17 protein-coding genes are annotated in these 14,434 nt (G+C 39.6%); 15 read left to right on the top strand and 2 right to left on the bottom strand.

Annotated elements, in window-relative coordinates; genetic code table 11:
- Positions 1-92 precede the first annotated feature (92 nt).
- The 4 genes from J1899_RS19785 (at position 93) to J1899_RS19770 (ending at position 2,837) form a co-directional block, all read left to right on the top strand.
- Entirely contained in the window at positions 93-1,031 is a 939-nt protein-coding gene (locus tag J1899_RS19785) for a DNA/RNA non-specific endonuclease (RefSeq protein WP_214476162.1), read from the top strand.
- Between the two features lie 257 nt (positions 1,032-1,288).
- On the top strand, positions 1,289-1,438 hold the full coding sequence (locus J1899_RS19780; RefSeq protein WP_214476160.1) for a hypothetical protein: 150 nt from the start codon (positions 1,289-1,291) through the stop codon (positions 1,436-1,438).
- A 274-nt stretch (positions 1,439-1,712) separates the two neighbouring features.
- Positions 1,713-2,093 (top strand): hypothetical protein, encoded by a 381-nt coding sequence (locus J1899_RS19775; protein ID WP_214476158.1) that lies wholly within the window; start codon positions 1,713-1,715, stop codon positions 2,091-2,093.
- Positions 2,094-2,354: 261 nt separating this feature from the next.
- Positions 2,355-2,837, top strand: a complete 483-nt coding sequence (locus J1899_RS19770) for an SRPBCC family protein (RefSeq protein WP_214476156.1) — start codon at positions 2,355-2,357, stop codon at positions 2,835-2,837.
- A 103-nt stretch (positions 2,838-2,940) separates the two neighbouring features.
- On the opposite strand, the gene J1899_RS19765 is transcribed toward J1899_RS19770, so the two are convergent.
- Positions 2,941-3,270 (bottom strand): four-helix bundle copper-binding protein, encoded by a 330-nt coding sequence (locus J1899_RS19765; RefSeq protein WP_214476155.1) that lies wholly within the window; start codon positions 3,268-3,270, stop codon positions 2,941-2,943.
- A gap of 156 nt (positions 3,271-3,426) precedes the next feature.
- Positions 3,427-4,188 carry an MBL fold metallo-hydrolase gene (locus J1899_RS19760; RefSeq protein WP_214476153.1) on the bottom strand — a complete coding sequence of 254 codons (762 nt, stop codon included), beginning with the start codon at positions 4,186-4,188 and terminating at the stop codon, positions 3,427-3,429.
- Between the two features lie 117 nt (positions 4,189-4,305).
- On the opposite strand from J1899_RS19760, the gene J1899_RS19755 reads away from it, so the two are divergent.
- From J1899_RS19755 to J1899_RS19705, 11 genes are all read left to right on the top strand, one after another.
- On the top strand, positions 4,306-4,716 hold the full coding sequence (locus J1899_RS19755; RefSeq protein ID WP_214476151.1) for an Lrp/AsnC family transcriptional regulator: 411 nt from the start codon (positions 4,306-4,308) through the stop codon (positions 4,714-4,716).
- Positions 4,717-4,743: 27 nt separating this feature from the next.
- Positions 4,744-5,244: a methylated-DNA--[protein]-cysteine S-methyltransferase gene (locus tag J1899_RS19750; protein WP_214476150.1), complete on the top strand. Its 501-nt coding sequence runs from the start codon at positions 4,744-4,746 to the stop codon at positions 5,242-5,244.
- A 437-nt stretch (positions 5,245-5,681) separates the two neighbouring features.
- A complete protein-coding gene (locus tag J1899_RS19745) occupies positions 5,682-6,527 on the top strand; it encodes a right-handed parallel beta-helix repeat-containing protein (protein WP_214476148.1) in 846 nt (281 codons plus the stop codon).
- A 35-nt stretch (positions 6,528-6,562) separates the two neighbouring features.
- Entirely contained in the window at positions 6,563-6,958 is a 396-nt protein-coding gene (locus tag J1899_RS19740) for a hypothetical protein (protein WP_214476146.1), read from the top strand.
- Positions 6,955-7,503 carry a nitrous oxide reductase accessory protein NosL gene (locus J1899_RS19735; protein WP_214476144.1) on the top strand — a complete coding sequence of 183 codons (549 nt, stop codon included), beginning with the start codon at positions 6,955-6,957 and terminating at the stop codon, positions 7,501-7,503. The genes J1899_RS19740 and J1899_RS19735 overlap by 4 nt, the downstream gene beginning before the upstream one ends.
- A gap of 35 nt (positions 7,504-7,538) precedes the next feature.
- Positions 7,539-8,351 (top strand): ABC transporter permease, encoded by an 813-nt coding sequence (locus J1899_RS19730; protein WP_214476142.1) that lies wholly within the window; start codon positions 7,539-7,541, stop codon positions 8,349-8,351.
- Positions 8,348-9,043, top strand: coding sequence for an ABC transporter ATP-binding protein (locus tag J1899_RS19725; RefSeq protein WP_214476141.1), 696 nt, complete (start codon positions 8,348-8,350; stop codon positions 9,041-9,043). The genes J1899_RS19730 and J1899_RS19725 overlap by 4 nt, the downstream gene beginning before the upstream one ends.
- A gap of 244 nt (positions 9,044-9,287) precedes the next feature.
- A protein-coding gene (locus J1899_RS19720; protein WP_425514984.1) for an IS3 family transposase occupies positions 9,288-10,648 on the top strand; the annotation gives its coding sequence in 2 pieces (ribosomal slippage) (positions 9,288-9,759 and positions 9,759-10,648; 1,362 coding nt in all).
- Positions 10,649-10,953: 305 nt separating this feature from the next.
- Complete coding sequence (locus tag J1899_RS19715) at positions 10,954-12,636, top strand: methyl-accepting chemotaxis protein (RefSeq protein ID WP_214476138.1); 1,683 nt, start codon at positions 10,954-10,956, stop codon at positions 12,634-12,636.
- A gap of 394 nt (positions 12,637-13,030) precedes the next feature.
- Entirely contained in the window at positions 13,031-13,441 is a 411-nt protein-coding gene (locus J1899_RS19710; RefSeq protein ID WP_214476136.1) for a MarR family winged helix-turn-helix transcriptional regulator, read from the top strand.
- Positions 13,442-13,476: 35 nt separating this feature from the next.
- Positions 13,477-14,418, top strand: a complete 942-nt coding sequence (locus J1899_RS19705; protein WP_214476135.1) for a ring-cleaving dioxygenase — start codon at positions 13,477-13,479, stop codon at positions 14,416-14,418.
- The last annotated feature ends 16 nt before the right edge of the window (positions 14,419-14,434 follow it).

Here is a 14,434-nt window from a genome sequence, read left to right as displayed (position 1 = left end):
TTATCAACGGGTTAATGTTAAAAACATATTCTACCCTATCATTCCAATATTTTTAGAATGTACAACATGAAACTCATAGGAGAATACTAAAAATGAAAAAGAATTATTTTATATTACTTTTAACGGCCATCATCATGGTTGGCTGTACGAACCAGGATCATGCAGCCACCACAGATATAGAAACAGATTCACAAGAAGTTACAACAGTTGAGACAAATAAAAATAGTGAAAAAGAAGAAATTGTCACTACGGTGGAGGATGAACCAGCAGAAGAAACAGTAATCCAAGCAAATGATGAACGATTTGCAGGATACGAACTCATGGAAGTTGATGGGGGTGATTTGTCTGGAAGTCGTAAATCGAATGTCGTCGTTGACATTGGTTACGGAGACCGTGAATATTGGGCATTTACGAATGAATACGGACAATTAGTGCGTGTTATTGCTGACGAAATCATTCTACAAGATGACAGTAAGGAACCTATATTATCGACTGGCCGCTACTATTCGGATGAAGCAAAGGTTCCTGGCGTCGAAAGTGACGTTTTAGATGAAGGACATGTCATTGCTGATTCTCTCGGAGGGGTATCGAATGCTTATAATATTACTCCACAAGATAGTACGCTCAACCGACATGGTGACCAAGCCTATTTAGAAGATACGATCCGCAAGGCAGGCGGTGCCACTAATTTCGAAGCGATTATCACCTACCCGGATACAGTAACACAGATTCCTTCGAGTTATCAGTATACGTATACAGTAAAAGGAAATGTCGTTATGGATTCATTTGACAATGTGAACCCTGACAAGGTAAACGAATCACTTGGACTAACCGGAAATAAAGACACCGAGTCCGATTCAGCAAGTTCTTCCACAAATGAAGGAGATCTTTCTAATATTGATACAAACGGGAATGGACAGGTGACAATCGCAGAAGCAAAAGCAGCAGGTTTCAGCATGCCAATAATGAGTGATCATTGGTTGTACAAATATATGGATGATCGAGACGGTGACGGTATGGTAGGCGAGTAAGCCACTAGAAGTTTGAGGCAAAATAAATAAACTTGTTGGATGATTTATGTCAATTTGCAAATGGCTGTCTGTACAGAAATAATCATCTAAATTTGTATGATGAAAATATAATTATTCTCACTAATAGGGCTTTCCTTAAAAAGGGATGCCCGTTTTTTATTTTAGGAAAAGGGGCAACCTTGCTGAAAAAGGAATTCTTACAATGAAACAGAATATTTATAAAAAGTAAAAGGCTAGCACATTAGGGAGGTTTCTCATTGAATAAGGAAAATAAGAATGATGAAAAAAGCAAAATAGAGACCAATGACGGTTGGAATAGGGCTGTTTATGGCAGCCCTACAATAGGTGGTCTTATTGTAATTGGTTCAATTATTGCATTTATACTTTATAACATTTTCTCCAAATAACTTATGTGATTCCTCAATGTGAATGACCTTTTTTAAAGCTAACGGGGAATTTTTATTGAATAAGAACTCTACTATCACATTAGTTATGTGCAGGAGCTTGTACTAACAAGCCCCTTTTTATTAGTTTTTACATCTCAGGCCTTAGCTTAAAATGTACCTCAAGTCTAATAACAAAAATTCAAGGGTGCTGTATGATGGAAATATTAGGAATAAACAAAACCTAAAAAGGAAGAAATGAGGTGATTTTATTTTAGAAAAACTCAGAAAGATGAATATGAAAACGGCTGTATTTATGGGAATTATTTTTTACTCTTTGACGATCTTAATCCATTTTCTTATTTTTAGCAAAAGCATACCCTTCACATGGGTTAATGGTGGAAGGTCTGAATCATTTGCTGAACAGCTTCCTATATCTGTTATAAATACCGTTGTTTCGATTATTGGAATGTTTTTTACGTTGTTTGTTGGTAAATTTAAACAATATAAATACAAAAGAGGAATAACCATTATAAGTTGGTTTTTTGTTGCACTTTGGTCTTTTGGATTTATACAGCAATTGTTTGGAACACCTTTTGAAAGAATGGTTATTTCGTTAGTATTGCTTCTTGGAGTTATCTCACACTTGCGTATGGCAATTGAAAAAAAGTCGATATAACTATTTAATTTACAAGTTTGCGAACAATACAATTAAACTATAGAGTGTTAGTATTTCAACAAAAAAAATTAGTCATCTGTACAACAAAATTAGATGGAAGCCTGCTAATACTTCAAACCTACTAAAATAGTCATTTAAGTCCCTTCAAATAATAAGCCTGAAGGGGCTTTCTTATAGGATCATTTTGGGCTTGTTCTTGTTATTTGATACAATATAGGCATCAATACAGCTGCTATTATTGTAAATTGAAGGAGGATTCATATGAGTGAAAATGGAACATTTCATGAGTCAAACGGACGTTATTCTTTAAGGTTTAAACGTTCTTTTTCTCAAAAAGCAGAAGAGGTTTTTGCCGTTCTAACTGATCCTGATTCATTCACACAGTGGTACCCTTTTGCAACTGGTGAGATGGATGTTAGGCTTGGCGGTGAAATAGCCTTTGATGATGGAGAAGGAACAGCATATAAGGGAAGTATTACCGAGTTTGAAGAGCCCTTCCTTTTTGCTTTTCATGAGGGCGGTGCTGATTTAATACGAATCTCATTGCAGGAAGAAAATAACGGGTGCCGAATGACTTTTGTTCATACATTTGAGGATCCTTCATGGGCGGTTCCGACCGCAGCAGGATGGCATCGCTGTCTTGATGCTTTTGGGCAGATCGTTAACGGAGAGCAGGTTAAGTGGGAAGAGAATGCAGCTGAGCTCCGTGAAATGTATAGTGAAGCGTTTAAAATGGAGCGATAAAGGAGAGCAGATTGACCCTTAAGACGGTTTCAGAGCATCCATTAATAAAAAGCACAACATCCTAAAGCAGCAAATACTTTAGAATGTTGTGCTTCTTGTATTATTAAGCTGCCATGCTGCGGCAGACTTCCGCACACTTAAAGCATGCCTCTGCACATTTTTGGCAGTGGTCATGATCATGTTTTTTACATTCGTTTCCGCATCTCTCACAGATTTCCGCACAAAGAGCACAAATCCGTTTTGCAGCTGGGCTGTTGGTTTGCATTGCTTTCACAGCTAAACCGCATAAATCCGCACAATCACGGTCTAACCGGATACAATCGGCCATCATTTTAACGTTATCTTCCTCTAAACAAGCGTCAAAGCATACATTACATGCTTCCATACATTCTAAACAGGCTTTGATGCATTCTTCATATTGCTGCTGAGTCATAGTGAACTCTCCTTACTATGCGTTTTAGTAGTATTACTACCCTGTCTTCTCTGGACAAAACACGATCTTTCTAAAAGCAGCAAAAAGACTCGAACAATTAGACAGATCATCAACATATCTGCTAATTGTTCGGGTTTATGTCCCAGCCTTCAAATATTAAAATGTATATGTCTCACCGTCATTAGGAACAAATACTAGATCAGAGAAACCTTTCTCTTTTACAAATCTTTTTAACTCTTCTCTTGATAGTGTCCAGTGGTTTACGGCTTCCATATGGCTTGCGATGATTTTGCTGTTTGGAGCTGCCTTATGCACTTCGTACACATCTTCTTTGCTCATGACGAGTGATCCGCCCTGAAGGAATTGGTTGTCCCCTGCGTTTACCACAATAATTTCAGGCTTGTGTGTATCAAGGACTTCCTGCACACCTTCATACCAGACTGTGTCTCCAGCTACATATAATGTTTTTTCACTTTGGTGGCTAAATACAATCCCACATACAAGTCCGGCCATTTTCAAAATTTCGCCTCGGCCATGTTCTCCTTTTGTTTTAGTTAATGAAATGCTCTCATATGTTGTGCTTTCCGTTAATACTTCTACATTTTGAAAGCCGTCACTTTTCATTACTTCTGCATCTTCTTCATTTTGCACAAACATTTTCATGCCCTTTGGCAAAGCTTCTTTTGCAGCAGGGTCATAGTGATCCAGGTGTAAATGAGTTACAATAACAGCATCTGTCTGATCCAGCAATTCTTCAATAGAAACAGGTAAGTCCACTAACGGATTATTCTGATCCTGTCTCGCTGAATTTGGGAACGGAGGGTATGCCCCTTTTTCGCCTAAAAATGGATCGATTAAAAATTTCTTGCCAGCATATTCAACAACAATGGTTGCATTTCGGATTTGTTTTATATTCATGATCATGCTCCTTTTTATATAATGTACTTATAGTTTATAATGTGGACACTTCTGACATACAGAGATAAAATCAAGTCTTTTTGCCATTTCACTTGATTATTGAAAGGATTTGAATAGATGTTAGATCACACGGATTTTAAAATCATTGAGGAACTAGCTAAGAATAGCCGTATTAAAATGAAGGAATTAGGTGAAAAAGTCCATTTAACTGGTCAGGCAGCTTCAGCACGAGTGGTAAAGCTGGAGGATCTTGGCGTGATTGAAGGATATACGATTAAAGTGAATGAGGAGAAAATGGGGAACACGGTGCATACAATCATCCACATTTTTATGCGGAGTCCACATCACCAAGCTTACCTTGAGTTTGTGAAAGAGCAGAAGAATTTTGTCTTAAACAACTACAAAACAAGCGGAGAAAGCTGTTATATTCTAGAATGCAAATTCCCTTCTAACACTGCTCTAGATGAGTTTTTAATAGCCTTGAGCAAACATGCGGGATATAAAGTGTCGATTGTTATTAATAAATAGGAAGTCCACTTTTTGGAGGAAATAAGGATGGAAACGAAAATGATCACGTACCAATCACCACTTGGATTGATTGAAATTACTGGAACTGAGCAGGGGATAGTCTCCATTTTATTCTCTGAAGAGCAAGCAGGAGATCCTGTTCTTGTGGATTCAGACATTGTTCCAGCAGCAATGAAAAAATGTCTGCAGCAGCTGGATGAATATTTTAAAGGAGAAAGAATGGAATTCTCATTTCCATTTGATTTTGCCGGTACTGAATTTCAAAAGAAGGTGTGGAATGCACTGACAACAATACCATATGCGAAGACAGGTTCATATAAACAAATTGCGGTTGCAATCGGCAACGAAAAAGCAGTGCGAGCGGTAGGGATGGCTAACAGCAAAAACCCAATCAGCATCGCAGTTCCTTGCCATCGAATCATCGGCAGCAGCGGAAAACTCACAGGCTATGCAGGCGGCTTATGGAGAAAAGAATGGCTATTGAAACATGAGCAGACAATGGCTGAAAATAGAAGGAAAGAGAAATAGATATGGACAGAAGTATTTAGCATAGTGATACATTCAAATGATAGAAACTAATTTTCTTTTTCTTTAAAAACCTCAATTTTTAAACATGAGTGAAATGGAGCGGAGGACCCTCGACTCCTGCGGGCAGTAGAGGAAAGGGTGAGACCCCACAGGAGCGATAGCGACGAGGAGGCTCAGCTTCCTCCCCGCGGAAAGCGAGGGTCTGCAGCGCAATGGAACGGACTTGTTTTGACAGCTATAGTAGTACTGTTTAGTATCTAAGCTTCTTATTCCTTATTAACCCCTATAAAGAGAAGTTTCATAACCCTTCAAATTTTAAAAGTCTTCAAGATAACTTCATTATTTCTTCACTTTTCCAGATTATAATGGGGAAAAAATCATGTTTTGATAAGGATTCTCTTGTCAATAATGCAATAGAATTGAAAAGGGGGTTATGAATGAAGATCACCTACATACTTTTCTTATCACTATGTTTATTGCTTTTCCCAAATTCAATCTCAGCAGAAAGGCCCTCTTTACAAGCAATGATTGATGAGGCGGAAGCTGGCGGCACTGTGATGATTTCACCAGGGTATTATGAAGAAAACATTACCATTGATAAACCTCTGAGTTTAATCGGTGAGCGGGATGTCACGATTAACTCGTGCGAAAATGCTCCCGTTGTAGCGATAAGCGGAGATGGAGTCCAATTAGACAACGTTTCGATTGAACAATGCAATGAAGATAATGGAGATCTGGCTGCTGTATATGTAACGGGAGATCAGCATCATTTGAGCAATTTGGAGATTCAGTCATCCCAAATGGGCTTGCAGCTGTTTGAAGCAAATCAGATTGTTGTTGAAGAAAGTACAATCAGGGGCACCAGAAAGGAAAACGGCATTGACCTTTGGAAAACGAATGATACTACCATCAAAGAAGTGAAAATCGACACTATTTTAGATGGGATCTATATGGAGCAAAGTCATCGAAATACAATCGTACAAAATGTCATTGAGAATGCGCGTTACGGCATTCATTTAATGTTTACGAATGATACAGTCATTGAACAGAATCAATCGCAGCATAACTTTACAGGGGCTATGGTGATGGAGGCTCAGAATGTGCTGATCAAGAACAATGATTTCTCCTTTAATAACCAAAATGTCAATTCGCAGGGACTATTGCTGTACTTAACTTCGGATATAGTGGCAGAGAATAATCTATTTGCTTCGAATCGGGTAGGAGCTTTCATAGAGGATTCTTCAAATGCAGCTATAGAGACATCTTTCAATCTAATACAATAGGCGCGCAATGGAAGAATTCCAGCGACAATTCATTAGTGGGTAATACTTTTAATGGAAATGTGAATGATACCCAAGCGAATGAAAGCGCTAATAATATCATCAAAAATAATTACTGGGATGCTGCCCTCAAACTCGATATAGACGGAGATGGGGTGAGTGAACTTCCTCATGCGGCGGACCCATACTTCATGGCGCTTGTTCAAAGAATTCCTGAGTACCAATTGTTTTTCCAGCATCCAGGCATTACTTTGTTAAAACAAGTTTTCAATGGACCAGAAGATGAATTATTAAGGGATTTAGAGCCTTCTATGGTTTATGCAAGCTCTGAAAACAGTCAAAAAAATGATAAACAAATCATTTTGTGGTTTGTCGGTGTGGTCTTTATCCTAGTTAGTTTCATATTCATTCAAAAATGGAGGAGAAGTTTATGAAGAAAGTAATCTATTTTTCACTGTTAAGTGTTGTTATTGGCGTGCTGCTGATGGGCTGCGGCAATGATGAGGTTCAGCCTAGAGCCATTAATGAGGAAACAGATAAATGTCCAGTCTGCAATATGTCAGTCATGGATAACCAGTTTGCAACACAAGTTGTTTTGGAAGATGGTTTATCCCATGTATTTGATGACTTAGGCTGTATGTATGTGTGGCTGGATGAAAACCCAGATGAAGAAATTGCAGCGACATTTGTAAGAGATTATAACAATGAGGAATGGATTCGCTCTGAAGATGCTTTCTATGTGTACAACATGGATGTAAAGACGCCGATGGCTTATAATATGATCTCCTTTGAAGATCAAGCTTCTGCAGATGAATTTATCGCTGAAAATGAAGGAGAATTAATTGCAGCAGATGCACTTGCTGATCATGATTGGCAGATGAATCATGAAATGATGGAAGGCCATGGTCACGAAGGTGATCACGGACATGGTGAAATGGATTCAGAAAGCCATACGGAAGAGGGAGAATCCACTCATTAATCTTTCCCGGTTACCCTAAACAAAGGATGGTCTTGATGCAGAATTTCTGTTTATCCGAAATCTATACGACAATCAGGCAGCGTTCCTATTATTCTTTTAGTATCTTGTGGATTGCTGTTTTGACGTTATTATTTATGCTGCAGAAAAGTGTGCCTGCCCTCACGTTATATACGAATATGACGGGCACGGTCATGAATATAGCACTATATATTATTCCGCTGTTTATGCTATTAGCCGGCTCATTTTCCATTTCAGCTGAGATGGAAAACGGGCAGTGGCGGTTGCTTAGCACCTATCCTATTAATACGCTGGAATATGTACTCGGGAAAATTGCCGGACAGTTTATCTCCCAGATCACTGTTTTTACGTTCAGTTTTGGCGTCAGTATTGTCATCTCGCTGCTGACGGGCGGGGGAGTTACGCTAAAGTGGGTTATGCTGCTCTATGTATTTTCCGCTCTATTAATGTATATCTTTCTAGTCATTGGATTTACGGTCGGTTCCTTTGTTTCAACAAGGTGGCAATCATTATCGATATCTGTTGGGATTTGGTTTTTCCTGATCATGGTGTGGCCCATCGCTTGGATCAACGTATTAAGCTTATTTCCCTATCCATGGATTTCGCCGCTGATGAAGATTTCACTGTTTCTTAATCCAGCCGAATTGCTCCGCGTCATCTATGTGATTACCTTAGATGGCGGCGCTGTATTTGGGCAGCCATATGACGGTCTCGTGAAATTTTGGGAATCTCCGTTTTCGCTTTTTATGTTATTTAACTATTTAATTGTTTTATCTGCAGCATGTATTTTTACATCTGCATTTGTTTTGAAGCGGAGGAGACAGGTATGAGTCAGTTCATTGTGGATGGCATCAGCAAAGTGTATAAAGAAAAAGTGGCACTTCATACAACCTCTTTCAAGGCTGACCCTGGAAGCTGTATTGTTCTGTGCGGAGGCAACGGAGCCGGAAAAAGCACGATGATTAATATTTTGGCAGGGATTTCAGTCCCTGATGAAGGGAATGTGTTTCTTGGGGATGTGAATCCCAATTCGAAGAGAAAAGAATATTTACAGCAAATCGGTTTTATGCCGGATGATTATCGGGCACAAGATACGCTTTCTGTAAAAGAATTTCTTCTGTTTTATGCCTCCATCCGACGCATTCATAAGGGTCGGGTTGGTGAGGTGCTTGATCAGATTGGATTATCCGATAAAAGTTCCATGCTTGTTAAGAGCCTCTCAAAAGGAATGAAGCAAAGACTTCTATTTGGCCAGTCATTGCTTTCCAATCCTAAATTACTCATCATGGATGAACCAACAAATGGGCTTGACCCATATTGGGTTGATCAATTTTTAGCTGTCCTCACTGAGCTTAAAAGTAACGGTACGATTATTATCTTTTCGACACATATGATGGATGTTGCTGCAGAAATCGGCAGTGAAATTCTTTTTATGAAGGAAGGAAAAGTCATAGAAGTTTTGAAATCAGATCAGCCGGTGAAGAATAATATCAGTCGTCTGATGCAGCTGCATCGATCATAAATTTCCGTTTGCTTGCTGGAGTCTGGGACATAAGTATTTAACACTCTCATAGAACCGAATGGTTAGGAAGTCATCTTTCTATTCATTCGTTTTTTTTGATTATAAAATATTTTATTAACATGAGTGAAATGGAGCGGAGGACACTCGACTCCTGTGGGCAATAGAGGAAAGGGTGAGACCCCGCAGGAGCGCTGCACTGCCCCCCTATTGTTGGACACTCCAACAATAGGAGGAGAACTCATAAATGACCCATCTTACCAAGGAAAAGAAACTTCAAATTGCTAAACGTTATCTGAACGAAATGATTAGTTATCGAGAACTAGCGAAGCAAGTGGGCATAGATCATTCCACTCTCCGTTACTGGGTGCTGCTCGTTCGTTACCATGGGGATCAGGCTTTTTCCTTTCCCTATACAAACTATCCTTCTGCCTTTAAAATGAGGGTAATTCAATTTATCACGGAAAAGAATTACTCCATTCGAGAGGCATCCGCGATTTTCCATCTCCCTGATCCATCTATGCTTCGCAAGTGGAAGAAAAAGTGGGAGACAGTTGGAGTAGGTGCCATTGAACCAAAAGAAAAGGGGCTTTCTATTATGACATCTAATCAGAGGAAAAATAAGGACAAGAGTAACTCTCAGAATCCATCGGTAGAAGAGCTGATAGAAGAACTGGAATACCTTCGTATGGAGAACGCGTATTTAAAAAAGCTGAAAGCCTTAGTTCAGGAAGAACAATCACCAACCAAATTAAAGCGAAAGTAATATATGAACTAAGGAACGACTTCCCGGTGATTAAAACGATCAAAATAGCCAAGATGCCTAGAAGCACATACTACAGCCTCCTAAAAAAGTGGAATCAACCAGATCCTGACCGCAAATGGAAAAGAAGAATTTCATTCATTTACCGCAGACACTCAGGTCGGTTTGGATATTGCCGCATTACGGATGTGCTTCAGGAAAAAGGATATCAGATCAACAAAAAGAAAGTACTTCGAATTATGAGAGACCTAGGGCTTAAATGCATTGTGCGTATGAAAAAGTATAAATCGTATAAAGGGGAAGTTGGAAAAGCAGCTCCTAATATCCTTAACCGTGACTTCCGTGCCCAGAAACCGAACCAAAAGTGGGTGACGGACATTACAGAATTTAAAGTGTTTGGAGAGAAGCTTTATCTTTCTCCCATTTTAGATCTATTTAATAGCGAGGTCATCACCTATACACTTCAATCAAGGCCGACGTTTGATTTGGTCGATAGGATGTTGGCCCAAGGATTAAAATACGTAAAAGAAGGCGATGAGCTCTTACTACATTCCGACCAGGGATGGCACTATCGAATGCCCAAATACCGAAGGACGCTGAAAGAACATAAGATTACACAAAGCATGTCTAGGAAAGGAAACTGTCTTGACAATTCTGTCATGGAAAACTTTTTTGGGATCTTAAAATCAGAGTTTCTTTATTTACAAGAGTTTGAAAGTATCGAGCATTTTAAAGCCGAGTTAGAAAAATACATCTATTACTACAATCACTTGAGAATCAAATCAAGATTGAATCGGAAAAGTCCAGTAGCATATCGGGTTAGTACTGAAGTAATAGCTGCTTAAATATAAGTGTCCAACTTTATGGGTCCAGTGCACGCGCGACGAGGAGGCTCAGCTTCCTCCCCACGGAAAGCGAGGGTCTGCAGCGCAATGGAACGGACTTGTTTAAATACCCAAACCAAGATATTGAAAATTCGTGTTTTAGAAAGATTAATTTTGTTTTGTCTCAGGCTCTTTTTGTTTTAGAATGGAAACTATTCTGTTCCTTGAAAAAATTCCTACCACTTCAAAATATTACTCAATTGTTTCCGCTTTCTGCCGATAATAAAGATGGAGAAATTTATTCATTTTTCATTAAAGGAGAAACTATGAAAACGATACGCGGGAAGTTAATACTAGGATTTTTAGTTGTTATTGTGCTGAGTATCGCACAGTCTGTTTATAATTTTTGGACCGTATCTTCTATGAATGATCGAACTGAAGAGGTCGTTTCAGAAGAGCTTCCGTTATTAATTGCTGATGAGAATCTTTTAACAAATATTGCGCAAGGTGTTTCAGCCGTAAGAGGGTATGTGCTATATGGAGATAGTGTGCATAAGGAGGAGTTTTCTTCTTATCACTACAATAGTATGGAGGAGTTTGATAAAATTCTTAAAATCTCAAATAATCCAAAGGTTGATGAGTTAAGGAAAGATTATCAAAATTGGTCAACACTCGTTGAAAATGAAGTGTTTGCTACATACGATTCTGGTGACAGAGATGGTGCAACACAATTATTAGTGGGGGAAGTTCAGCCTGCAGCCCGTGAACTAACTGAGCAGCTGACTGAATTGGCTGCACTCAGAGAAGCGGAAATTGTAGAAAGTGGAGATACTCTCCTCTCATATGGAGAAACCATTAATCTGATTGGCTTAGGTGTATCTGCACTTATTATCATATTAGGTCTTGTTATTGCGATCGTAACTGCTCAGAATATTTCCAACCCAATCAAACGTGTGGCAGCTCGAATGAAGGCGATTGCAAGCGGAGAGCTTTCAACGGAGCCTATGTTGACAAGAGACAAAGGCGAGATCGGTCAGCTTGTGGCGTCGATTAATGAAATGAATAACAATCTTAGCTCGATTGTTGGAAATATAGCATCTGTTTCTGATCAGGTGACAAGTCAAAGTGAAGATCTGCGCCGTTATTCGGAGGAAGTTAAAGCTGGTGGCCAGCAGATAGCGATGACGATGGAGGAGCTTTCAAAAGGAGCTGAGGAACAGGCGAACTCTTCAAGCACTCTTAGTGAGAGCATGAATCATTTTGCAACACAGCTGATGGATGCTGCTTTAAAAGGCGAGGACGCAAGGATCATGACGGACGAAACCATTAAAAGCACAGATAAAAGCAGTGAATATATGGATGATTCTATTAACAAAATGAATGCAATTAATGAAAAAATGCTAAATTCTTTGGCGATGGTACAAGGCTTGGATCAGCGCACAAGGGAAATATCGCAAATTGTTCATGTGATTCAGGGAATTGCAGAGCAGACGAATCTGTTGGCATTAAATGCTGCCATTGAAGCGGCACGGGCTGGTGAAAGCGGCCGTGGCTTTGCGGTGGTTGCTGATGAAGTGCGCAAGCTGGCGGAACAGGTTTCACATTCCATAGCCGATATTACCGAAATCGTTGCAGGCATACAGACTGAATCAGAGCTTGTTGTTTCATCTCTGCAGGAAGGCTATGACCTTGTAACAGATGGAACAAGCGGCATTGTTGAAACAGGCAAATCCTTTACAGCTGTTCAAGAATCCATTAAAAACACAGGTGTCCAAATTGCGGAAATGTCTGCTGTTTTATATGAAATTCTTGATCATTCCAGAGGAATAAACGAAGCGATTGAATCGGTCGCGTCCATTTCAGAAGAATCGGCTGCCGGCATCGAACAGGTTGCAGCAACAGCACAGCAATCCAGCAGTACGATTGAACAAGTAGCTGGAAGCATCGCTACTTTAGAAGGAAACACGGCTAAGTTAAATAATCTGATTTTGGCATTTAAAGTGAAATAATGTGGGTTTGGTGAAGGACGGCTGAGAGGCCGTCCTTTTTGCTTTGCATGTTTATTTGGAAGTGAGGAAGGCGTTTGGCGGATAAAATGCTGTTTTTGGCGGATAAATGAAAATAACGGCGGATATATTTGCTGGACGGCGGATAACTTCACCTTACAGGATAAAATCAGTGAGGTTTCCAACAGGAATCGCAGCAAATTTCCCCCTTTTGGAATTATTTCTTAAAAAAAACACTTTTTCAGAACGAATTCCATAACTAATTCAGCTCGCACCCATGAAAAATCACCATAGCAACCTCATACAAACCGACGATATTGACAGCTTCAACTATCTGCAATATAATTATCTCATATTCAAGATATTTTAATTAAGTGTAATAAAGGAGGCAAGCTTAATGAATGAAGTTTTTGTCTCGATTTTAAAAACATCTAAAGCGATTCAGGATTTTCTAAAGCAATTTTTGCGGGAATTCGCGCTTACCACGACTGAATTTGCCGTTCTTGAGGTATTATACGAGCATGGAAAACAGACCGTACACCAAATTGCAGGCAAAGTGTATCTTGCTGCAGGCTCAATGACCTACGTAATCGATAAGCTTGTTGAAAAAGAATATGTCATGCGAAGTGATTGCAAAGAGGATCGCAGAGTCGTTCATGTTGAGATGGCAGCAGAAGGGCAGCGTCTCATGAACGATTTATATCCTTCCTATAAAAATGCAATAGAGGCGTTATTTGAAGAAGTGACAAAAAGTGAAATGAACAGCACCGCTTCTGCTTTAGCTAAAATAGAATTAAAAACAAAATAAAAACCAGAGTTGTACAGAAAAAGGAGGGAGCAGTTTTGAAAAAAGCAACAGCAGGTATTCACCATATTACTGCCATTGTGGGGCATCCACAGGAAAATGTAGATTTCTATCATGGTGTATTAGGGCTTAGACTTGTTAAAAAGACGATTAATTTTGATGATCCGGGCACATATCATTTATATTTTGGTGATCAAAACGGCAATCCGGGCACCATCATTACTTTTTTTCCATGGGCAAATGCATATCCGGGGAAAATTGGCGACGGACAAGTTGGCGTAACCAGCTATGCTGTTCCAGCTGAAGCACTGCCATTTTGGGAAGAAAGATTTGCCCGTTTGGGAATTTCCTTTGAAAAGACAGAGCGTTTTGGCGAAGAGATAATAGCGTTTACGGACCCGCATGGGCTGAAGCTCGAGCTGGTTGAACGTGCAAGCGGTGAACTGAATCAATGGGGAGAGTCTGGCGTTCCGGCAGATAAAGCTATTAAAGGCTTTGCAGGTGCAATATTTTTTTCAGCATATCCTTTAAAAACAGCTGAGGTGCTTGAAGAAGTCATGGGACTGGAAAAGGTCGCTGAAAATGATGAATATATCCGTTTTCAATCAAGTGCGGAGATCGGAAATATTGTCGATGTTAAGAAGGTATCCACTGGTAAAGGGCGAATGGGTGTAGGGATGGTCCATCATATTGCCTGGCGTGCACAGGATGACGAAGATCAATTAGACTGGAAACAATATATTGAGAATAAAGGCTTAGGAGTGACGCCTGTTCAGGATCGCAACTATTTTAATGCCATCTATTTCCGTGAGTATGGAGAGATTCTTTTTGAAATTGCTACAGATCCGCCTGGTTTTGCACACGATGAATCTTTAGAAACAATGGGAACAGAACTGAAGCTCCCTGAGCAATATGAACAATATAGAAGCAAACTTGAGCAATCACTTATTCCGATTGAAGTAAGAGATCTTAATCAATAGAATGGGGGAGAATTTT

Source organism: Cytobacillus gottheilii (assembly GCF_018582665.1).
In the GTDB taxonomy this organism is placed as follows: Bacteria; Bacillota; Bacilli; order Bacillales; family Cytobacillaceae; genus Cytobacillus; species Cytobacillus gottheilii.
This window is presented reverse-complemented; position numbering and strand designations above follow the sequence as displayed.